Raw genomic sequence first — 22,062 nt, forward strand, 5'->3', positions numbered from 1 at the left:
CCTGTATTAGACGAACAGAGGCCCGCCGCGTCCCACCTCCAGAAGTGAAATAATTTTCCAAGATTCCGCGATATCCGGCGTCACCGCGTGTCGGTGACGCCATGCTCAGGAGTCCGCTTCAGCACTATGAGCTCTTGGAGAATTTGAATATAGGAGCGTCACCAGCGATCATCTCGCAGGTCCCGACCGCTGATTATCAGACGTTACAACGCGGACGGCGATCGATTCCACCTGGTCCCGCTCGCCAGTGTAACGGCCGCCAAGATCAAGACGCATCCGTATATCAAATACCGAAATGACGCGTCGGCTGTTGTCGCTACCATTTATATGAAAGCGTCGCGTTCACCGCGCGACGTTGGCCAAAGAACACCGTCCTGGGCATGAACCCCGGCGTAAAGTATCTCTCATCGGTCAGATTTGTACCGCTCACGAGAAGATTAAGACCTTTCAGATCGGGGTTTTTAGCGCCGAAGTCGTAAGACAGGGTTGCATCGAGGAGGGTATACCCCGCAACCTCAACCTGCGATCCATCGCTGTAATCGTGTGCGTCCAACGAACTTCCGACATAGCGCACACCTGCACCAAGGCCCAATCCCAGAAGGGCATCGCCCTGGAATTGATAGTCGAGCCACAGCGAGGCTTGATGATAGGGTACACCCTCCGCCCGTTTGCCGACCTTGCTGTACCCCAGATCATTCTTGTTACCCTTGGTAATACGGGTATCGGTATAGGAATAACCCGCCGCCAGATTCCAGCCTTCGGCAATCTCCCCCTTGGCCTCGAATTCGAAACCGCGCGCACGCTCTTCGCCTTGCTGCACCGCATATCCGATATTGACCGGATCTGCTGTCGATACGTTTTGCTGGGTAATCTGGAACACGGCGGCAGAGAGAAAACCATTCCAGGATCCGGGCTGATATTTGACGCCCGCCTCCCATTGCTGCCCCGTCGTCGGCTCGAAGGGTGAGCCACTGAAGTCCGTTCCCGCGACCGGATTGAACGATGTCGAATAGCTGGCATAAGGCGCCACGCCGTTGTCGAAGAGATAACCCAAGCCAACGCGTCCCGTGAAGGCATTGTCGCGTTGTTTTGCCACGACGTCCGGACCGCCCGAGATCGTACGCGAGTTGTAGTCGTTGGATGTTGCGCGCGCGATGTCGTAACGCCCGCCAACCGTCAGGACCCAGTTGTCGAATTTCACCTGATCCTGTGCATAGAGCCCCACTTGGGACATTCTGCCAGCCGTATCCGAACCCGCTCCGCCGTACACGAAATCGAAATTTCCATATTTCGGGTCCAGGACGTCGATCACAATATGGTTTGTCGAGTTCGTCCGCGTTTCCCGGTCCGAATAAAAGCCGTAATCGACGCCGATCAGCAAATCGTGCTGTAGCGGCCCGATATCAAGTGTGCCACCAACATTGCTATCGATCACAAATGAGTTCGATGTCTTGGGACGCTCCTGAGCCATCATGCGTGCATAATGGCCGTTGTAGAGCGCCGCGGGATAGTCATAGAAAAAGGCCGATGAAAAATCGATATCGGAATGGGTGTACCGCGCGCTCTGCTTGAACTCCCATCCGTTATCAAATGCATGTTTGAATTCGTAACCAAGCGAAGTGTTTGCAACGTCGTAGTGGCTCTGTCCGGGAACGCCGCCATAGAAATTTGAGGGAATGCGGACAGGATCGTCGAAGATCGTATTTGCCATCGGGAAATTCTGACTGGAGCCGCCATTCTCCGTCTTCTGATAGCTTCCCAGAATGGTGAAGCTGGTTGCATCGTCTGGCTGCCAAGTCAGGGCCGGCGCGAAATATCGGCGATTGTCCGGGGAGTGATCGACCATCGTTCCGCTATCGCGCCAAAGCCCGGTCAGGCGATACAGAAATGTCCCGTCGCCATCCAGCGCCTCACCAAAATCCAGGCCGACCTGTTTGCGGTCATAGGTACCGTATTGAACCTGAACCTCCCGGACAGGCGTCTCGGTCGGCCGCTTTGTCACCATGTTCACGAGGCCGCCGGGTTGCATGCGACCATAGAGGACGGACGAGGGACCTTTTACGACATCGACACGTTCCAGGGCAAATTGCTCGACAACGGTATCGTAGGGGTTGAAGCTGTTGCGCAGACCGTCTCGGTAGTAGGCGGCGTTCACATCATAAAAGCCCCGGATGTACGTGTCGTTCATGCCCTGGCCACCGGGCTGATCCTTGACCCGGATACCCGGTGTGTAGGAAACGATGGCGTTGAGGTCCGTCGCACCGCGCTTGTCCATTTCTTTTCGCGTGACGACATTCACCGTTTGCGGAACTTCCAGTAGAGGCGTGTCTGTTTTGGTCGCGGACATGCCGCGTGTGGCAACGATGCCGACCGTGCCATCCGAGGCACCCTCCACCGTGACGGCTTGAAGCTCTGTCGAACCGTCATCGACGCGCCCCGTGGCCCCTGTCGCTGCCGGATCGATGATCGTGACCGTGCTCGCATCGGGAAAACGGTAGGTGAGACCGGTGCCGCTGAGAAGGCGAGCGAGCGCCTGCTCACGGGTCAGTGCGCCCGAGACGGCCGTGCTTTTCTTGCCACCGACAACACTCGAAGGCAGCAGCAGGCGCAGCCCGGCGCGATCGGAAAAGAGCGTCAGCGCGGCGCCGAGATCCTGCGCGGGAATGTCGAATGCCGCGGTCGCCGACCGGGCCGTCTTGGCCTGCGCTCCGGCAATGCCGGGCGCTCCTGCCACCGCGACGCAAAACGCGGCCGTGGCAAGCCATCCCTTTTTGCGCCACGACGCGCGCGCGTCCACCTTCGTTGCTGTCATCTTGCCCATGAAACTGTGTCCCCTGCTCTCATCGCTGCCAGGGACCTTCGTGCCCGCCGATCGGCTGGCCTCGCGTCCCCTCATAGCCAAGGACGAGGCGGCATCGGCGAACTTGCAGCGCAAATTTCAAGAAAGATGATTTTTCCAGTCAACAACCCTCACCGCAGGATCGTGACGAGCGGCAGATAGGAGATGCGGACCGGAAGCGTCGCCTCGATGGTGCGCAGGATCGCGTCAGGATCGGACAGATCGAACACACCCGTTACCTTCAGCGCGCGCAGTCGCTCGCTCAGGATAATGATCTCGCCACCGCGATAGCGCCGGATTTCGGCAACGACCTCACCGAGAGGCTTGCCGTTGAAGATGAGTTTGCCGCGGCGCCAGGCTGTTTCACTCTCCGCATCCACGGCCTCAGCGTGCGGTGCCTGGCCGGCAGCGTAACGGACCTGATGATCGGCGCTCGCCATGACCCGTTCGCCGCCGGCCTCGTCCGTCGAGACGGCGACGGTTCCTTCGACCACCGTAACGACGACTTCAGCGGGGCGCATGTCCACGTCGAAGACGGTACCGATGGCCTGCGTCCAGCCATTCGCCGCAGCGACCACAAAGGGGCGGCTGGCATCGTGCGCCACGGAGAACGTCGCCTGGCCGTGATACAGGGTAAGCGAACGCCGGCCGGCGGTGAAATCAACGGACAGGGCCGTGCGCGCATTCAACCGCACCGTCGAACCGTCCGGCAGGGTTTCCGTCCGCTGCTCACCCGTCCCGGTCGTGTAATCGGCGAAGAGCGCAGAGCCGACAAGGCCCGACCGATAGGTTGCGAAACCAAGGAATACGACACCGGCGGAGCCGAGAAGCGCCCGGCGGGTGGTAACACGGCGTTCCCTGCCCCGCGCCTCGTTGCCGACGACACCAAGACCATGCCAGATGGTTTCGGCCTCCTCGGCCGCAAGGGCGTGTTCCGGTGAGCGCTCGCGCCATGCGGCAAAGGCCGCGTGGTCGGCATCACCGGCCTTGCCGGAACGGAGCAGCACAAGCCATTCGATCGCCTGATCGCTCAGTGCAATATCTGCCTGTTTCCGTTTTTTCCCGGACACGTCTCGCCCTCTTCCGACTTGCATCTGCCTATAACAAGGACGATGCCGCCTGTCCCGATTTGCAGCGGAAGAACAAAACGATCATGCGGCCGCGCGAAAATGATCACGGCAATGGCGCAGCGCCTGCGCCAGATATTTCGCCACCATGCTCTCGGAAACACGCAACTTTCCGGCGATCTCGCGATGGGAGAGGCCATCGCAGCGGCTGAGTAGCAGGGCCTTGCGGGCTTTCGCCGGCAACTCCGCCAGCGCCAGCGCAAGAAACCGCAGCTGATCCCGGTCGATCGCAAAGACCTCCGGCGAGGGATAGGTATCGGCGATCGCCTCGTAAAGCGCGTCGTCGCTCACGCAGCGGGCGCGATGGCGGTTTTCCCGACGGGCAAGATCGATGGCGATATTGCCCGCGATGCGCAAGAGAAGCGCCTGATGATCATGAATGACGGCAGGTTCGTCCTTCATGCGCGACAGGCGAATCCAGGTCTCCTGCATCGCCTCCTCCGCCAGTTCATGCGAACCGGTGCGGCGCTTCAAGGCGCTGCGCAGCATCTTCCAATGCCGCAGATAGACCGACATGAGGTCGTCTTGAAGGTCGGTTGCGGAGGTGGTCATTGCGTCGGGCTCGTGCGGGAAATCGGTGCCGAAACCGCCGATCCGATCGTACACGTCCTGACGGTTGGTGCCCGACCCTATAAAGTTGCATTAAAATGTCAAGTTTATAGGGTCGGGATTCTTTGCTCTCTCCCCAGACAGGCGTCCCGGCGTGTCGCCCTCAGCGCTAGAACTTGTAGGTACCGGTGAACATGAAGCTGCGCGGCGCGCCAATTATGTTGGCATTGTCCGTATAGCCGACGCTCTTGTAATAGGACTTGTCAAAGAGATTGTAGACGTTGAGCTTGAACTCGGTGCGCTCATTCGGCTTGTACGCCGCCATGAGATCGACAAGGCCATAACCTCCCTGTCTGGCGTTCGTATAACCGCGCACGTTGCCTTCGATTGCGCTCTGGAACCGCGCAGAGGCACCGACACGCCAGTCTTCCAGTTCCCCGGGAAGCGTGTAGACCGTCGACAAGGTCAGCATATGCTGCGGCTTGTCGCGACCATAGCGGTCGCCCTTGAGCCCCGTCGTCGAATCCTTCGCGAAACGCGCATCGACATAGGTGTAGCCTGCAAAGACCTGCCAATCGTCGGTGATCAGACCGGAGACTTCCGCCTCGAAACCACGGCTGCGCACCGCTCCAGCGGTCGAATAGCACTCCGGCGCGCCACCGCACGCACCTATCGGAAGCTGCACGGGTAGATTCGTCTGGTCGATCTGGAACAGGGCAAAGCTCGCATTGAACCGGCCGTCCAGCGTCTCCGCCTTCACGCCGACCTCGTAGTTGGTACCCTCGACCGGCGCCAGTAGCCCGCCTCCCGCAGCCGTATAGTTCTGCGGCTTGAAGATCGACGTCACGCTGCCGTAGACGGTGAACATGTCGGTGACGTCATAGGTCGCGGCAACATAGGGCGTGAACCTCGCATCCGCCGAGAAGGCCGAGCTTTCCGTGTAGGTCGCGCTGCGGAAGAACGACTCGCTGTCGTACCAGCTGACCCGGCCACCCAGGAAGAGGTTCAGCGGATCCGTGATATTGAACTTTGCTGTGGCATAGGCGCCGTAATTGACGGCATTGGCCTGCCGCTCCCAGAGATAGTTGAAGTCCGGCATCGGCACGTCGATCGACGTCTGCCAGTTGAACGGATCGAACTGATAGGGGAAGGAGGACGGCCAGCCGCCCGGCCCGTCTTCATGATTGTCGCGCCGGTAGTTGGCACCGACCGACAGTTCGTGCGTGCGGCCCAGGAGATCGAACGAACCCTGCAGGTTCGCATCCAATGCGGTCTGCTTGTGGTGATAATGATACTTGCCAACATTGTACTCCAGCACGTCCTTGGTCGGATCGAGCCGATAGAGCGAGGCACCGAGCATGTCCATCTCGGCATCGACATAGCTGCCCTTGAGATTCAGCACCCAGTCGTTTTCGAATTCGTGCCGCACCTCACCGAAGACATTGGTATTCTCCTTGTTCCAGTAGGTCCAGGATGGGCTGGAGCGGACGGAACGGTCGAAATCATAGAATGAGCCGTCCGGCCGGGTCGGCAGGCCGTTCCAGTCGGCGCCCGGGTTCTTCTCCTTGTTGTAGAAGCCGCCGAGCGTGAGCGTCGTCGCCTCGGTCAGGTCGGCTTCAAGAACACCGTAATAGAGCTGACGTTTGTGCTCATAATCCTGGGTGAACGTGTTGGCGTCCTGCAGAGAGGTGACCATGCGGCCGCGCAACGTACCCGCCTCGTTGAGCGGGCCGCTGGCGTCGAGCATGCCCATGTAATCCGCCCAGCTGCCGACGGAACCCGAAACGGAGATCTGCTGCGTATCTGTCGGGCGCTTGCGCACCAGATTGATCGACGCCGAGGGGCTTCCGGCCCCCTCCAGCAGCCCGGTCGCCCCGCGCACCACCTCGATATGATCGTACATGGCAAGCGTCGCCGAGCCGACCGTATCGGAATCGTGGCTGATAGGCAGGCCATCGACCATGAGGTTCTCGACCTGGAAACCGCGCGCATAATAATTGCTGCGCTCGCCACCCGTGGCGGAGACGGTAATGCCCGTGGTGCGGCTCAGCGCATCCTCGACGGTTGTCATGCCGCCGTCCTTGATGCGCGCGCTCGTCACGACGCTGACGGATTGGGGCGTCTCCTTGATCGACAGCGCAAGCCCCGTCGCCGAACGCATCTCGCCGATCGTGTAGGATTCCGTTCCCTCCGTCATGGCACCGGTGCCTTGAACGGTGATGGGTTCCAGAACCGTCGAGCCATCCGCCGCCGCACCGAGATCGGTAAGTTCGGAGGCATCGACCAGCGCAGCGCTCGCCGGCCCGGTCACGCGAATGCGCACATTCGTGCCGGCCAGCATCGTCTGGAGGGCTTGTGCAGGCGACATCGCCCCGGACACCGCACGCGTCGTGGTGGACCGCGCGACCTGCGAGGAATAGCCGACCTGCCATCCCGTCACACGGCTGAAGGCATCGACGGCCGAGGACAAGGGCTGCGCTGGGATTGAAAAACGAACGACAACAGCACCGGCTTCCTGCGCCCACGCAGCCGGCGCCGGCGCTGAGACGGCGATAACCCCACCCAGCATCGTCGATCCCGCAAGCGCAACGAGCAGCCGCGATCCCGCCACGGCTCCACGCCCGCTCACCTTGCCGCCCAATGCCCCAAGCCCCCGATACACCATGTCTACAGCCCTCAAAATTCCGGTTCGAAGGCTGTGTCGCACCGCGCGGATACATGCCTTCGATACTGAGGACGATCGAGTTTCGGGTCGTCACAAATAAAGTTGAGTTTTTAACGCAAGATCAAAACACCACCCGGAAGCCGGGTGACGGAAGCGCCGGCAGAGGCCGCCAGCGTGCGGATCGCCGCCTCCGGATCATCAACGCGGTAGTTGCCGCTGACGAGACGGTTCGCGAAACGTCCCGAGACGAGCAGCACCTGTCCGTCATAGTAGCGCTGAAGCTCGGAAAGCGCGGCGCGGAAGGCCCTGTCGTGGAAGACGATGCGCCCTTCCCGCCAGGCCAGCGACTGGGCGGGATCCGCACCCGTCACCGCGGAGAGCCCCTCATCGGTGGCGATGACCATCTGGCCGGGCTCCAGTATCGCCCGCTCCCCCCGCTCCGCCCGGCGCGTAACATCCACGCGTCCGCGTTCGAGCACGATCGTATCACGCGCATCTTCCGCCAGGACGCCGAAGGCCGTGCCCTTCACTTCGACATCGGAAAAATGCCCTGCCACGATGAACGGGTGTTCCGCATCATGCCTGACGTCGAAATAGGCCTCGCCTCCCAGCAGCGTCACGCGCCGGGCACCCTTGTCGAAATCGATCGCGATGGCCGATGCCGTGTTGAGCACGACGGAAGAGCCGTCCGGGAGGGTGATCGTCTGACGCTCGCCGGTTGCCGTCAGGTAGTCGGACCGCCATTGCAGGAGAAGGCCGGGGATCTGCTGCCAGGCCATGGCGGCAAGAACGATTGCCGCCATAGCGGCATATCCGAGCCGCCATGGCCGGATAGGCCGACGCGCTACCGTGGTCCGGCCGGCCTGCCGGCGTTCTTCACGCTGACGATCCCGATCCGCGAGCGTCGCCAGGCGCAGCGAGGCCATGCCCTGCATCCGCACGATCTCGTCGAAGGCCTGCACCCGGTCGGGACGCCCCTCGCCCCACGCATCGAAAGCCCGAAGGGTTTCCGGCGTATCCTCGTCCTGCAAACGCAGGAACCAATCCAGTGCCTCGTCCACGGCCGGATCCGGGTGTGTGTAGGTGCCGGCCCGCTGGCGGCTGTCTGCCTGTTCGTATCCCACTCAAGCCACCCGAAAATCGACGAGCCGGACGCTCGTATGATGGAGACGATCAGCCGTGCCCATCGTCACAAAAATCTCCGGCCGACAGCGCGGTACCGGCGTCAGGGAACAAGTGGGAAGGTCTGCTTCAAAAGCCATCATACCGCTATCCCCTTTCCAGACGCGCCAATGCATCTCGGCAATACCCCATCGCCATCTTGATGTCGTTGTAGACCGTATTGCGTGAGACGCCGAGGTGATCGGCGATTTCCTGGTAGGTGCGCCCCCCTATATGGGAAAGCGCCCAGGCCTGGCGGGCGCGTAACGGCAATTCCGCCAACGCGGCCGCGAAAAGCCGCTGGCGTTCCCGCTCGATGAGCGCCTCTTCCGGCGACGCAATGTCCTGCGGAATGTTCTCGAGGTCTTCGGCGCTCAGCCCGGCATCCTCGAACCGGTCACGCACCTTGCGATGCCGCTGATGATCGAGCGCGAGGTTCCTGGCTGTCTGATAAAGATAACTTTCGAGATGCTCGATCGGTCGCGCGTCCAGAGCCTTCCGTGTCTTCACGTAGGTTTCCTGCGCGAGATCCTCCGCCGTCTGAGGGTCGCGCACGATGCGCATGACGGTCCACAGGAGCGAACGGCGGTGCCTTGCGAATATCGCATTGAGCGCGGCTGACATGCCCTATTCCAACACTGTGCCGTGCGAAAGCCATCGGCCTCGAAAAACATGATTATTACATGCATGTTTTGCCTATTGGCGGATTTCGAAAAAGAAGGCAAGTCTCCAGCCGCTCGGCATGCGCCGTGTCGAATTGTCGGACTTGCCACGGATTGCGAACGACGCGAAATCTGGATAATGCAATTCAAGAAATCCCATGATTGGAAGAACTGACCAGCCAAAGTGACGGTTAAATCGCTGAAGGGGCTGTTCCTCGCGCATCGGCGGGAGCTGCAAGCCTATCTCACCAACAAACTCAAGGACGCGGAAGCGGCCGCGGATCTGACGCAGGAGGCGTTCCTCCGCTATGTCGAACAGGATTCGGCGGGCGGCGCGACGGTCCTGCACAGCCGCTCCTACCTTTACCGCACGGCGCACAACCTCGCAGTCGATCATGTTCGCCAGCAGGCTCGCCGCAGAACAGACGCGACAGCCGTCGATGACATGGCCGACATAGCCGACGACCGCCCGACACAGGAAGACGAGGCCGACGCGAGGCAGAGGCTGGACCGACTGCGCTCTGCTGTGGCCGAACTGCCGGAGCGAACCCGGCAGGTCTTCGTTCTCAACCGGATCGAAGGGCTGAGTTATGCCCAGACCGCCGAACGCCTCGGCGTATCGGAAAGCTCCGTACAGAAACATCTCGCCAAGGCGCTGCTGCATGTTACGCAACGCCTTCGGCCGCAATAGAAAAAAGCTGCCGGATATTACCGGATCGCGCCGAGTTGCACGTCCTATTGTGGACAGCGCCCGGCTGGCGGCACATAAGACATGGACCAGGGCGTGAACGACAAAGAGCAGATAGAAGCGGAAGCAGCGGAATGGGTGATCCGACTCGGCGCAGACACGTCGAGCGATCAGGATCACCACGCCTTCGAGCTCTGGCGATCCCAGAGTTTGCGCCACGCCCAGGCATTTCACTTCGCGCAGCAGACGTGGGGCGCGCTGGCCGCCCTGCGGGATGCGCCGGGTTCACTCGCCGCCGACATGAGACAGCCCACCGTCAGGCGCACAGCGCCACGCGGCAACCGACAGGGAAGACGGCTACGGCTTGCAGCAGGCGTGGCAATGACCTGTCTCGTGGCCGCGATCGGAATGACAAGCTTCTGGTACGGCAATCCCTTGACGCTGATGGCTGCCGATTATCGAACGGCGCCGGGAGAGCAACAGACTGTGACGCTCCCCGATGGAAGTGTTGTCGAACTCGCCTCCGGCAGCGCCATTGCGCTGCATTTCAGCAAGGACGAACGGCGCGTCGAGTTGCTGGCCGGCGCCGCTTATTTTACCGCAGTTTCGATGGGAGGCCAGGAGCCTCGTCCCTTTGTCGTGGAGGGCGCCGGCGGCACGGCGACAGCTCTCGGCACGCAATTTCTCGTGGACCGCTTGCCGGAGGCCGTCGAAGTCGTGGTGGCCGAACATGAAGTTCGTGTCGCACTGATTGATCGTGACGGCCCTGGTGGGGCCATCACCTTGTCTCCGGGCCAGTCCGTTCGCTATTCGTCGCAGAGTGGGCTTGGGGAGATCTCTGCCAAAAACGTCGATCAGGCGACAGCCTGGCGGCGCGGGAGACTAGTCTTTGACCAGGTCTCACTTGCTGACGTGGTTGCCGAACTCAACCGCTATCGTCGTGGACGTATTGTCATTGCCAATGCCGCTCTTGCAAGCCGGCAGGTAAGTGGTGTTTTCGAAACCAGAGATCTCAACCGCGCGCTCGATACCATCGCACGCGAACTGGGGCTGAGATCCACGTCGCTGCCAGCGCTGGTGACCGTGCTCTATTGACCGGCGCGAGCCTTTTCAGGCGCTCAGAAAAACATCAAAAAAAGCTTACCGGAAAACCTGACTGGATTCGTCTTATTTGCGAACACGCGGAAGAGGCCTTTCGCAAGCACCGCAGATAAGACGGAAAGGGATTTACAATGGGGCCACATGCCAACAGAGCGCACAACGCGCGGCGGCAACTCGGATCGACGGCGAGCCTGATTGCCCTCTTGGTCGGCATGGTGCTCTCCGGGTCGCCGGCCAAAGCGCAGCAGGCGACGACCGGTAGGGTTGCCACACAGGAAGCAGTCGCATTCGACATTCCCGCTCAGGACCTCAACACCGCGATTCTCGCCTTCGCGGACCGCGCAGGGGTGCAGGTCTTCTATGAAGTATCGCGCGTCAACGGGCTGCGCAGCGTGGCCGTTCGGGGGAACTACTCTCGTGAGCAGGCGCTCGCGCAGTTGCTGGCGAACTCCGGTGTAACCTATCGTTTCTCGGGCAACACGGTTTCGCTGCAAAGCCCGTCGAATGCCGGTGATTCAGCGCCTGTTGATGACGGCTCGACCGCTCTCAACACGATCACGGTGGACGGCGAAAACGCCTGGGGGCCGGTTCAGGGCGTGGTTGCGACACGGTCGGCCACCGGCACGAAGACCGATACGCCCATCGAGAAGATCCCGCAAACCATCAATGTCGTAACGGCCGACGAGGTCACCGCGCGCGGCTCGGTAACGGTCTCCCAGGCTTTGCGCTATACGCCGGGCGTCAACGTCAATGGGTTTACCGATGCCAACAAGATCGCCGACGAAGTCACGTCGCGAAGCTTTGCTCCGGCACCGCTCTATCTCGACGGCGCATACCTGCCCTATGCCGGCAGCCTGGGCGGGGCACTCCAGATCGAGCCCTACTGGCTGGAGCGGATTGAGGTTCTGAAGGGACCGAGTTCCGTTCTCTACGGCCAGAACCAGCCGGGCGGCCTCGTCAATCTTGTCACCAAGAAACCGCTTGAAGCGCCCTATCGGGAAGTAAAAATCGGGTATGGCAGCCACGATCAGAAAGAAGTCGCGGTCGATTTCAGCGGACCATTGAACGCCGACAAGTCGGTGCTCTATCGCTTGACGGGCCTTGCGAAAGGCGGCAACGAGCAGATCGATTTCACAGAAAGCAGCCGCGTCTTTCTCGCGCCAAGCGTCACGATCAAGGCTGATGAAGACACGTCGGTCACACTTTATGGTTCGTACCAGCGTGACAATGGCGTGCCAGACTATCAGCCCCTGCCCTATATCGGCACCGTGGTTCCCGGTCCGGACGGTAAATACATCGATCGCGATCTCTTCACCGGAGAACCGGGTTGGAACGACTTCAAACGGGAACAGTATGTTCTCGGCGCAGATCTCGACCACGCGTTCAGCGATCAGGCAAAGCTGCGGTCCCGCATACGTTATGTCGACGTCAAGGATGACTACAAAGGGTTTTATCTCCGCTATTTCGTCGTCAACCCGGATGGAACGAGCGATTACTCCAGGGCCGTGCGCAACAAGCTGAATTGGGCCCAGCACAATTCGGTGTTGTCGCTCGATAACAACATGGAGTTCGAATACGATACGGGACCGGTGCAGCACACAACGCTGGTTGGCATCGATTATCGTCGTTTCGGTCGCAAATACGATGGCTACAACGACTATGAGGCAGATCCGATCGACCTCTACAATCCCGTCTATGGCGGTGCGACGGAAGACCCGCCGCTCACCACCCGCTGGGACAATACGCTCGATCAGGTCGGCATCTATGCCCAGGACCAGATGGAATGGGACAGGTTCGTTTTGACCGTCGGCGGGCGATATGACTGGGCGTGGATCAACAACAAGACCTTGCCGGTCACCGATGGCGGAACAACGGTCGTCGACAAACAGAGCGACGGCGCCTTCACCGGCCGGATCGGCCTGACCTATCTCTTCGACAACGGCATCGCCCCCTATGCCAGCTATTCGGAATCCTTCCTGCCGCAATTGGGCACGACCTTCGACGGCGAATCCTACAAGCCACTGACCGGGCAGCAATATGAGATCGGAGTGAAATACGCGCCTCAAGGCATGAACGCACTGTTCACGCTGTCGGCTTTCCAGATTACCCAGCAGAATGCCCTGACGGACGATCACGATCACCCCGGCTACTCGCTTCAGCAAGGCGAAACGCGCGCGCGGGGCATCGAATTCGAGGCCAAGGCGGAAATTCTCCCTCATTGGCAGGTCATTGGCGGCGTCACCTATACGGATGCGGAATACACCGTAGATTCCTACTATCAGGGCAAGAAGACCACCTATCATGCCCCCTGGTCCGCCTCCCTGTGGAGCAACTACGAGATCCAGAACGGCGCCCTCGAAGGTTTGAATGTCGGCGCAGGTGTCCGCTACACCGGCCGGAAGTTTGTGGACGGCGCGAACACGATCAAGACGCGCGCCTTTACGGTTGTCGATGCCGCATTGAGCTACGATCTCGGCAAGATCCAGCCCCGCATGGAGGGGATAAAGGCCACCCTCAACGTCGAGAACCTGTTCGACAAGACCTATGTCTCGGATTGCGGCTACGCGTTCGGCTGCTCCTACGGAAAAGCACGAACGATCAGCGCCGGCCTCTCCTTCCGGTTCTGATACGATCTCGCGTGCTGCCCTTCGGGGCAGCACTGGTCACACGGGGTCGGCACCTACACTTCGAGGTGCCGTCATCCCGCGCCCTACTTCACCAAGCTGCGATAGAGTGGGATCCAGTCAGTCGAAGCGATGCCACGGCATTCGCCCATCATGCTGAAGCCGGTTCGCGTGAAAGCCTCACCCGTCCAGGCAAAGCTGCCGATAATGCCGCAATCGCCAATGCCGCGCCCTCTTGAGAAGAAGTCCATCCGGCCGGTCTTCGGGTCGAAATTTACATTGACCAGCGTGTTGTCCGTATCGCTTTCGCCGTGCGGAAGACGGACCGGCTTTGCCGTCGACACATCCTTGCCCTTGATGAGCCAGAAGGCCGTCGTGAGATTGTAGGCGCCGCGCGAGCAGGCAAGACCGATCAGGTGGCGCCCGCCGTCCAGCGGCCAGGCTTCGTCCGAATCGATAAGAACCTCGTCGTCCTCGCAAAGGTCCTCACCTTGCCGCGTCAGCTCCTCACGCATCGCAGTGGTGAGCGCCTTGTTGTCCGCGTTCGAAAGCGTGCCGGCAGCGGCCTTGGCTGTCGTCACCGGCAACGGCAAGGCCGCGGGAACGTTCGTGCTCTTGCCCTTGCGGATGAGGGCTGAGGTGGTATCGAGCCGGCCCTGCTGCTCATCAATCCACAGCATCGCGGCGACGGAGCCCGAGAGGGAGACGGTTGCCGTCATGCCGGGAGCATCGACCGTCAGCTGCGTCGCCTTGCGGGCAGCATCGAGGAAGGCTGCGACCTCGGCGGGCTGGAAGGCCAGGGAAAGCGTGCCGTTCTCGTCCGCCACGGCCTGCGCGCTGACGGGGAAAACGACACCATCGAGCTTGAGATCGAGGGGAACGGACGGCGTCTTCCAATCACCGAGCACGCGCAGGACAAGCGCCGCCGGCGCATCCGCACCCGCGCTTCGTTCGAAATGCAGGTAAGCGATCGAGCTGTCGTCTTCTTTCGGCAAGGAAAGCGCCGTGCAGTGCATGATGTTGTCGCAACCGGCCCGCCAATCGCGAAACTCCCTCACCTCCTCGGCCATCGCCTCCATCGACAACAACGTGAAACCGACGGCCAGCACCTGCGGCTTGAATATGCCTCTGATATTTTTTCCAGTTCTGCGCCGCATCGTTACCGTTTCCTCTGCTTCGGGCACCGCCATGAGCACCACGCGCAGCCACGCCCATATATTCGGCAGGAGGAAGACCTCCCCCTTCGATTCTGCCCTTCTGGCGACGGAAGTTGGGCTTGTCTCTTCGTCATAGGCATCAGCGCGCTCAGCCTGTCGGCGCGCCGAGCGATGCGGTTTCCGGCGAAGCAATACGCTAGAAAACGGCACCCATAGAGGGCCGCTCCCATTCTCAATCGCCGTTGAGCGACACGGTGGCAATACGGCTGCCGCGGAAAATCTCGTGGAAGGTGGCCGAAGGGATCGGTTCGTCGACATCCTTGTAGAGGCAGCGCGCCTCAACCACGATGTCGTAGCCGATGGTCGCCGTCTTTTCGCCGAGGGTCAACGACGGCAGGAAGCCATTCCAAACCTCGCCGTCACAGTGGAAGGGCAGCGCCTGCGGCCGTTCCTTCTGGGGCACCGCGATCTCCTCGGCCAGATCAGCCGTCCATTGCGGCGCGTCCGTTTCGCACGCATCGGTGCAACGCGCGATGGCCGCTTGGCCATTGGCGGTCAGCATCGCGATATGCGGGCGACCTTCCTTGTCGAGGACGAGGTCCGTTCCCTCACCAACGCCCTTACCGGGATTGACGGCGTTGGCCGACCAGCCATCCTCCGTATCACATTTCTCGTTGCACCAGGCATAGAGAAGCTGGTGTGCGAGCCCCTCGACCTCGGTGCCGTCGCCGGCAAAGAGGGCAAGGCGCGGCTTGCCCTCAGGCGTGAAGGCCAGGTCCCAGGTCGGGCTGGGGATAGATCCGCCACCCGGTTGCACGATGAAGGTCCGCCGCCAGTTGGCCTTGTCGGTGCAATCGGCTTCGCAGCCATAATAATAGAGGCCCTGCTTCAGCTGGGTGCCGTCTTCGGCGAAGGGATAGAGACCCGCAACCACGCCCATCGCGCCGTTCTCGGCCACCGCGAGCGCCGGCTTGCTGAAGGATTCGGTGCTGTAGCCGACATGCAGGGCAAGGTCCGTCTCGGTCCAATTCTGGCGCTCGGTGCAGCCGTCGTCGCAGGCCATGACGAATGCGCCGTAGTGGTCCGGTTCGATGATGTAGTTGCCATCGGTGTAGATGAAGCGCGGATTGCCCTTGCCGTCGAGCACGAAGGTGCGGTCCGGCACGCGCGGCGTCAGCGCGTCGCTGATGAGATTATCGCCGCTTTCGGCGATGCGCGTGAACGTCCAGTTGTCCGCCTCCGCGCAGTCCGTATCGCATTCGCCGTAGGAATAGGTCCGGTTATAGTTCGTCTCCTCGGTCGGAGGCCGGGCGACGATATAGAGGCGTGGCTTGCCGTCCGGTGTCACGGCAAGTTGCAGCTTGATGGCGCTTGGAAAGGCGATGGTCGCGACCGACCATTCTTTCAGACTCGTGCCGCAACCGGCACCCTCGCAGACGCCGTAGTAGATCTCGTTCTTCGTCTCGCCGTCATAACCGGTGAAGGCCATGTGCGAGCGGCCATCCGCGCCACGTGCCAGAGCGACGCTGGACGATTCCTGCAGCGGCGCGGGAAAGAAGCCGCCAGTCTCAGGGGCTGAGGAGCTGTCACAGGAAACAAGAAGGAGCGAAACGAGAGAGACGGCCGAAAACGCCGCGAACATCCTGAACATTATACGGAAATGCCTGTCGAATATGGTTGCGAATGCCGGATATAACGGCCCTCCGCCTCCTCGTATTCTCGCCTCATGCACAAATAAGCCGCCACTAAGACAAGATCAGTGTCCGGACAGAATGAAGAGCACGGAGAGAATACATCCCACTATACAGGCAGATGGTCTGCCGCGATCTGAGGTAACGGAACGGTTCTACGGTTGGTGGACAATTTCCGATACCTTGTCGGTGTTAAATTGTGGTGGCGGAGAAAGACCCGGTTGAAATTTGACAGATTGCGATAGCCCACCTCAAAGCAGATGTCCGTTATCGGCATAGAGGTATCGGTCAAGAGCTGACCCGCCTTCCAGATACGAAGCTTGTTGACGTGATCGGTGAAGCTGTGGCCACTGTTTTTCTTGAAGAACCGCGAGAAAGCGCTGTCGCTCATGCCGACCATGCGCGCCATGACCGGCAACCGGATGTCCTCCGACAGATTGGCAAAGAGATAAGCGAAGACCTGTTGCAGCGCTTCGAGCGATCCATAACTCAGGTCCGGAACATAAGCTTCTGACGACAGCGTATCGAACTCGTCAGTGTCCCGCAGCAGGGAGAGCAATGACAGGAAGGTCGAAAGCCGCACCGAGCCGGTCTGGAATTCCATGTCGAGTATCAGTCCCTCCGCCCGTTCCCGCGCCCGGCCCTTGAAGGAGAGCCCTCGCTGCGCGCGGGTGAGAAAGTCATGCAGCCCCGCCAGCTCCGGAAGGAAGGCCGAAGCCTGCTCCAGCTTGGCCGGCAGAAACTGAATGACGATGTCGCGTCCTGGAATTCGCTCATCCGGTCCAAGCGGCGTCACCCAGTCGTGCGGCAGGTTGCTGCCGATGACGGAAATATGGCCTGGCGTAAACGCGCCGACGTGATCGCCTGCAAGCAGGACCCCGCTGGCGTTGGCAATGTAGTGGATCTCCACCTCCGGGTGGAAATTCCAGACGTTGCGCTCCCACGGATAGTCGTCGCGGCGCCACAGGAATGACTCGTCCGCGCCGGTCAAGACATATTCAAATCTGGCGACCGTTGGCGAAATAACGGACATTGCAGCCATCCTCCCGTGGTTCCGAACATGCTCGTTGCACCGACAATCAATATTACATTGTGCAACGCACACAAGATTTCATGGATATTTTGGGCATTTCGCGCATGAGAGTATCAGTATCGCGCAACGGCCGCTCTTGTGTCCACCAGTTCTTTCTACAACGATTAAGGTCCGTTGAGCGTGTCGGAGGAGAGTTTAGAGCGCGCAACCGGACCGATTTTGCGATCCAAATGGAGGAGAACAATGAACAGTTTCGTCAAAGCCGTAGGCGTCGGCTTCATCTCGCTTGGCCTCTGGAGCTCCACCGCTCTTGCTGAAGATTCCTGGTGGAAAACTGCCGCCCAGCCTTATCAGGGCGCGACCATACGGGGCATTTCGGAATCGACCCCGGCGTCGAAATATGTCGAACAGGTCCTCGGTCCGAAGTTCACCGAGGAGACCGGCATCAAGGTCGAATTCGAGGCTACATCCTGGGACCAGATGTACGACAAGGCGATCAAGGACATGGAGGCCAATACCGGCATCTATGACTTCGTCTACATCGAGCAGGACATCGTCTATACCTATTTGGCCCGCAACTTCCTGGTCGACATCACCAAGTCGCTTGCCGACAATGCAAAGATCGCTTCGCCGGATTTCAAGCCGGAGAACTTCACCACCTTCCTGAACTATTTCAAGGATCCGAAATCGGGCAACGTAATGGGCGTTCCGATGGAAGCGTTCATCAAGCCCTACCTCTACCGCAAGGATCTTTTCGATGATCCAGCGATCCAGAAAGCCTACAAGGATGCGACCGGTGCGGATCTGAAGCCCGCGACGACGCATGACGAGTATGCCCAGATCGCCAAGTTCTTCACCGAATACGGTGCAGACAAGGAACTCTGGGGAACCACAGTCCAGGCTTCGTCGAGCCACCCTGCTGCCTTCTACGAGTTCTTCGAATCCATCGCACCAACCTTCGGAGTCTACAACTGGGGCATCGACGGCACGACCTTTGCAGCGACGGAAGCCAATGGCGGCCAGATGAACTCCGCCGCCGCGAAGAAGGCGCTCAACTACTGGGTCGGGCTCTTGAAATACGCCCCGCCGGAATCGACGTCATCCACCTGGGACGAGGTTGCTGGCACGTTTGCCGCAGGCCGCGCGGCCCAGGGGCTTGTCTATGGTGAAAACGCAGCCTGGATCGCGACGGACGAAAGCAAGTCCACCGTGGTCGGCAAGGTGGGAGTGGCACTGCCTCCGGTCGAGGCGGGCGTCATGGAAACAGCCGAATCCGGCAAGGGATATATCGGCTATTATGATGGTGGCGCGTTCGGCATCCCGCATTCGTCCAAGAACAAGGACGCGTCGCTGCTGTTCCTGCAGTACATCGGCCAGGCTTCGGTGCAGACCGATTGGGCACTGGCCGGCTCCCGCATCGTCATGAACTCGACCTACGAGGATCCCAGGATCGTCGATCAGGACAAGAAGATGAACGGCTACTACACGCTGATGCGTGAGGATGGAAAGCTGTTCGCCGGTGCTCCGCCGTTCCCGTTCCACGCGCAGGTCCTGCAGGTGGTTGCGCCGTTCATCTACAAGGCGATCGTCGGCGAGATCAAGCCGGACGATGCGCTGGATCAGGCCGCCACCGCTGCCGAAGCTGAACTCGTGAAGCTCGGCTACCGCAAGTAAAGACCGCAACCTCCCGGCGGTTGGCGGTCGCCTTCAGCAAGGCGGCCGCCCCTTTCCTGACGACGCATCGCGAGCCAGCTCGCGAGAGCGATAGTCGGGCGAACAAGGCTCAAGGACGATCTGACGGAGCACAAGATGAGACAATCCAACATCGGATGGCTGTTTCTAGCACCAGCCACGCTAATCCTGCTCGTTGTCGGGTTCATTCCCTTCATCTACATTCTTTATGTCGGCTTTTTCGACTGGAACACCAACGCAGTCGATCCTACCCTGCGCTGGGCCGGCCTGCAGAACTATCGCAGCCTGGTTTTTGACACGACCTTCCTGAACTCGCTTGCACGCACGCTGGTCTTCGCATTCTTCGTCGTCGTGAGCGAATTGTTGCTCGGCTATGTTCTCGCTCGCGCGCTGATGGCAGACCGTCTGTGGGTTCGACAGTTCTTCCGCACGATCCACACATTGCCGATCGTCGTCGCGCCCATTGCAGTCGGCGCCACCTGGCGGCTGCTTTGTGTTCCGGGCTTCGGGATCGTACCCTACTACCTGAAACAGTGGTTCGGCATCGACTACAACATCTCGACCAATGCCTACCACGCCTTCGCCACGGCGATCATCATGGACCTGTGGCACTGGACACCGTTCGTCACATTGTCACTTATGGCGGGACTGACCGCGCTGCCGAAAGAGCCGCTCGAACAGGCGCAGATCGACGGCGGCAACAAGCTGCAGATTTTCTGGTACGTGATCGTTCCGATGTTGAAGCCGGTGCTGCTGACAACCGTCTTTATCCGGTTGATGGACGCGCTGCGCTCGGTCGACGAAATCTGGATGCTGACAAAAGGTGGCCCAGCAGAAGCGACCCGGTTCATCGGCCTTCATATCTGGATCAACGTCTTTCCGAAAACCGACTACGGCTACGGCGCGGCCATGTCGCTGCTGACGCTCTACGTCACGATCGTTCTAAGCTGGCTTCTGTTCGTCGCCATGACCGGCCGCAAGGGAGATGCACAATGAGACGCTCCGGTATCGCCTCCTTCGTCCTTTGGATATGCCTGACCATTCTGACGCTGCTTCCAGTCTGGTGGATGCTGGTCGTTTCAATGCGCCCCCGCGTGAAGCTTTACTCGAAGTCATTCCTCATCGATGATCTGTACTGGGACAACTTCCTGGCGGTACTGAACAGCTCGACCTTCCTGCAGTATCTCTGGAATTCCCTGATCGTGGCGACATCGAACGCGGCGCTGGTCTGCGCGCTCGGCCTGCTCGCCGCGTTTGGGCTGTCGCGTTATAGGATCAGCGGCGGTGACAACGTCTTCTTCTGGCTGATCACCAATCGTATGGCGCCGCCGGCCGTATTTCTGCTGCCGCTCTTCCTGCTGTTCACCAAGTGGTTCGTGTTCGGCGATTTCATGCTGTTCGACACGAAGATCGGCCTCATCCTGCTTTATTGCGTTTTCAACCTGCCCTTCGCCATCTGGCTCCTGAAGGGCATGCTCGACGGAATTCCGTTGGAGCTTGACGAAGCGGCGCGGGTCGATGGTGCGACAACCGGTCAAGTGCTGTCCAACGTCATCCTGCCGCTGGCGCGACCGGGGTTGGCCGTCACCTTCATTCTGACCTGGATTTTCGCCTGGAACGAATACCTGTTCGCAGCGACCCTGACATCGTCGGCTGACGCCAGAACCGTGACAACGGCGCTTGCCGAATATGTTTCGGTCACCGGCACGAACTGGGGCGAGATGGCAGCGATGGCATTCCTGACCACGCTTCCGGCCCTGGTTGTGCTCGGCTTCGTCCAGAAGCACATCGTGGCCGGCCTCACGTTCGGCGCACTGAAAGGATGAGATAATGGCTGGTGTTCCACTTAAAAAAACCGGCGGTTTCCTCCCCATCCGAACCAACGGCTTCGACCGGGGCTTCATCTCGGTCGTGATCCTGATCCTGGTGCATCTTCTGTGGATGCGCTTCCTGGAGGGCGTGTTGCCCCTATGGGTGGCGACCGGGCTCTGCCTGGCGCTGGCCGTGTTCATTATCCGCAAGGGCTGAAGACATGAGATCACTCGTTCTCGAACGTAAAGACGAACTGCGCATTCGCGACCTGGACCCCAAGGAGTCGCTCGGCCCCACCGACGTGCGCATCGCCATCAAGACCGTTGGCGTCTGCGGATCGGATGTTCACTACTATACGCATGGCGCGATCGGGCCTTTCGTCGTGCGCGAGCCGATGATTCTCGGCCATGAAGCCGCCGGCGTCATCGAAGAGGTCGGCAGCGCAGTCCAGAACCTGAAAGTGGGCGATCGCGTCTGCATGGAGCCCGGGATTCCCGACCCTCAAAGTCGCGCGTCGCGACTGGGTCTTTACAATCTCGATCCGGCGGTGCGCTTCTGGGCGACGCCGCCCGTGCATGGCGTCATGAGACCGAGCGTGGTCCATCCGGCGGCCTTCACTTTTAAGCTTCCGGACAATGTCTCCTACGCCGCCGGCGCGATGGTCGAGCCGTTGGCTGTAGGCTTTCACGCGGTCTCCAAGGCGCGGCTGACGCCCGGTGCGATCGCGCTGGTCACGGGGGCAGGACCGATCGGCATGGTGACAGCGATCGCGGCGCTGTCGGCCGGCTGCGCCAAAGTTATCGTCACCGACGTTGTCGACGAAAAGCTTGCCGTGGCGCACAAGCTTGGCCCCGCCATCATGACCGTCAATGTCCGCTCGCAGGACCTGAAGAGCGTCATAGCCCGCGAAACCGATGGCTGGGGCGTCGATGTCGTCTTCGAATGTTCCGGCGCGGCCGACGTGATCGCAGACACGATAAACAATGGTTGCCCGGGCGGCTCCATCGTTCTTGTCGGTATGCCCCTGAAGCCGGTACCGCTCGATGTCGTCATCGCCCAGACGAAAGAGCTGCGCATCGAACACGTGTTCCGTTACGCCCATGTCTACCCGCGTATCGTCGCGCTCCTCGGATCGAACCAGATCAATGTCGATGCCCTGATCACAGATACCTACGCTTTTGAAGATGCCGTCGAAGCTTTCGATTACGCCGTGCGGCCGAAGCCATCCTCGGTGAAGATCCAGATCGAGCTTGGGAGGTAG

Annotated in this window: 17 protein-coding genes; 8 read left to right on the top strand and 9 right to left on the bottom strand. The window is 60.3% G+C overall.

Annotated elements, in window-relative coordinates; genetic code table 11:
• Positions 1-316: 316 nt before the first annotated feature.
• The 6 genes from MUU55_RS20970 to MUU55_RS20995 form a co-directional block, all read right to left on the bottom strand.
• Positions 317-2,821: a TonB-dependent siderophore receptor gene (locus MUU55_RS20970; RefSeq protein ID WP_244762730.1), complete on the bottom strand. Its 2,505-nt coding sequence runs from the start codon at positions 2,819-2,821 to the stop codon at positions 317-319.
• A 149-nt stretch (positions 2,822-2,970) separates the two neighbouring features.
• The gene (locus MUU55_RS20975) at positions 2,971-3,909 is read right to left on the bottom strand and encodes a FecR family protein (protein WP_244762731.1); all 939 of its coding nucleotides are present in this window, start codon (positions 3,907-3,909) and stop codon (positions 2,971-2,973) included.
• Between the two features lie 81 nt (positions 3,910-3,990).
• On the bottom strand, positions 3,991-4,518 hold the full coding sequence (locus MUU55_RS20980; protein ID WP_244762732.1) for an RNA polymerase sigma factor: 528 nt from the start codon (positions 4,516-4,518) through the stop codon (positions 3,991-3,993).
• A gap of 166 nt (positions 4,519-4,684) precedes the next feature.
• Entirely contained in the window at positions 4,685-7,180 is a 2,496-nt protein-coding gene (locus MUU55_RS20985) for a TonB-dependent siderophore receptor (RefSeq protein ID WP_244762733.1), read from the bottom strand.
• A 110-nt stretch (positions 7,181-7,290) separates the two neighbouring features.
• On the bottom strand, positions 7,291-8,304 hold the full coding sequence (locus MUU55_RS20990; RefSeq protein WP_244762734.1) for a FecR family protein: 1,014 nt from the start codon (positions 8,302-8,304) through the stop codon (positions 7,291-7,293).
• Between the two features lie 145 nt (positions 8,305-8,449).
• Positions 8,450-8,965 (bottom strand): RNA polymerase sigma factor, encoded by a 516-nt coding sequence (locus MUU55_RS20995; protein ID WP_280519060.1) that lies wholly within the window; start codon positions 8,963-8,965, stop codon positions 8,450-8,452.
• A gap of 222 nt (positions 8,966-9,187) precedes the next feature.
• Between MUU55_RS20995 and MUU55_RS21000 the strand changes: the two genes are divergently transcribed.
• From MUU55_RS21000 to MUU55_RS21010, 3 genes are all read left to right on the top strand, one after another.
• Complete coding sequence (locus tag MUU55_RS21000) at positions 9,188-9,694, top strand: RNA polymerase sigma factor (protein ID WP_244762736.1); 507 nt, start codon at positions 9,188-9,190, stop codon at positions 9,692-9,694.
• Positions 9,695-9,787: 93 nt separating this feature from the next.
• Positions 9,788-10,786 (top strand): FecR family protein, encoded by a 999-nt coding sequence (locus tag MUU55_RS21005; RefSeq protein ID WP_244762737.1) that lies wholly within the window; start codon positions 9,788-9,790, stop codon positions 10,784-10,786.
• A 137-nt stretch (positions 10,787-10,923) separates the two neighbouring features.
• Positions 10,924-13,419, top strand: coding sequence for a TonB-dependent siderophore receptor (locus MUU55_RS21010; RefSeq protein WP_244762738.1), 2,496 nt, complete (start codon positions 10,924-10,926; stop codon positions 13,417-13,419).
• Positions 13,420-13,502: 83 nt separating this feature from the next.
• Here the strand turns inward: MUU55_RS21010 and MUU55_RS21015 are convergent, their stop codons facing one another.
• From MUU55_RS21015 to MUU55_RS21025, 3 genes are all read right to left on the bottom strand, one after another.
• Positions 13,503-14,573 (bottom strand): DUF1176 domain-containing protein, encoded by a 1,071-nt coding sequence (locus tag MUU55_RS21015; protein WP_244762739.1) that lies wholly within the window; start codon positions 14,571-14,573, stop codon positions 13,503-13,505.
• A gap of 232 nt (positions 14,574-14,805) precedes the next feature.
• The gene (locus MUU55_RS21020; RefSeq protein WP_244762740.1) at positions 14,806-16,224 is read right to left on the bottom strand and encodes a hypothetical protein; all 1,419 of its coding nucleotides are present in this window, start codon (positions 16,222-16,224) and stop codon (positions 14,806-14,808) included.
• Positions 16,225-16,373: 149 nt separating this feature from the next.
• On the bottom strand, positions 16,374-17,297 hold the full coding sequence (locus tag MUU55_RS21025) for an AraC family transcriptional regulator (protein ID WP_244762741.1): 924 nt from the start codon (positions 17,295-17,297) through the stop codon (positions 16,374-16,376).
• 243 nt (positions 17,298-17,540) lie between these two features.
• Here MUU55_RS21025 and MUU55_RS21030 point away from each other — a divergent pair, with 243 nt between their 5' ends.
• From MUU55_RS21030 to MUU55_RS21050, 5 genes are all read left to right on the top strand, one after another.
• Positions 17,541-18,971, top strand: a complete 1,431-nt coding sequence (locus tag MUU55_RS21030; RefSeq protein ID WP_244762742.1) for an extracellular solute-binding protein — start codon at positions 17,541-17,543, stop codon at positions 18,969-18,971.
• A 135-nt stretch (positions 18,972-19,106) separates the two neighbouring features.
• Positions 19,107-19,985: a carbohydrate ABC transporter permease gene (locus tag MUU55_RS21035; protein WP_244762743.1), complete on the top strand. Its 879-nt coding sequence runs from the start codon at positions 19,107-19,109 to the stop codon at positions 19,983-19,985.
• Complete coding sequence (locus MUU55_RS21040; protein ID WP_244762744.1) at positions 19,982-20,815, top strand: carbohydrate ABC transporter permease; 834 nt, start codon at positions 19,982-19,984, stop codon at positions 20,813-20,815. Before MUU55_RS21035 ends, MUU55_RS21040 begins: the two co-directional genes overlap by 4 nt.
• Before the next feature lie 4 nt (positions 20,816-20,819).
• Positions 20,820-21,017 carry a DUF2160 family membrane protein gene (locus MUU55_RS21045; protein ID WP_244762745.1) on the top strand — a complete coding sequence of 66 codons (198 nt, stop codon included), beginning with the start codon at positions 20,820-20,822 and terminating at the stop codon, positions 21,015-21,017.
• Between the two features lie 4 nt (positions 21,018-21,021).
• The gene (locus tag MUU55_RS21050) at positions 21,022-22,062 is read left to right on the top strand and encodes an NAD(P)-dependent alcohol dehydrogenase (protein WP_244762746.1); all 1,041 of its coding nucleotides are present in this window, start codon (positions 21,022-21,024) and stop codon (positions 22,060-22,062) included.

It is taken from the genome of Shinella curvata, assembly GCF_022899935.1.
Lineage (GTDB): Bacteria > Pseudomonadota > Alphaproteobacteria > Rhizobiales > Rhizobiaceae > Shinella > Shinella curvata.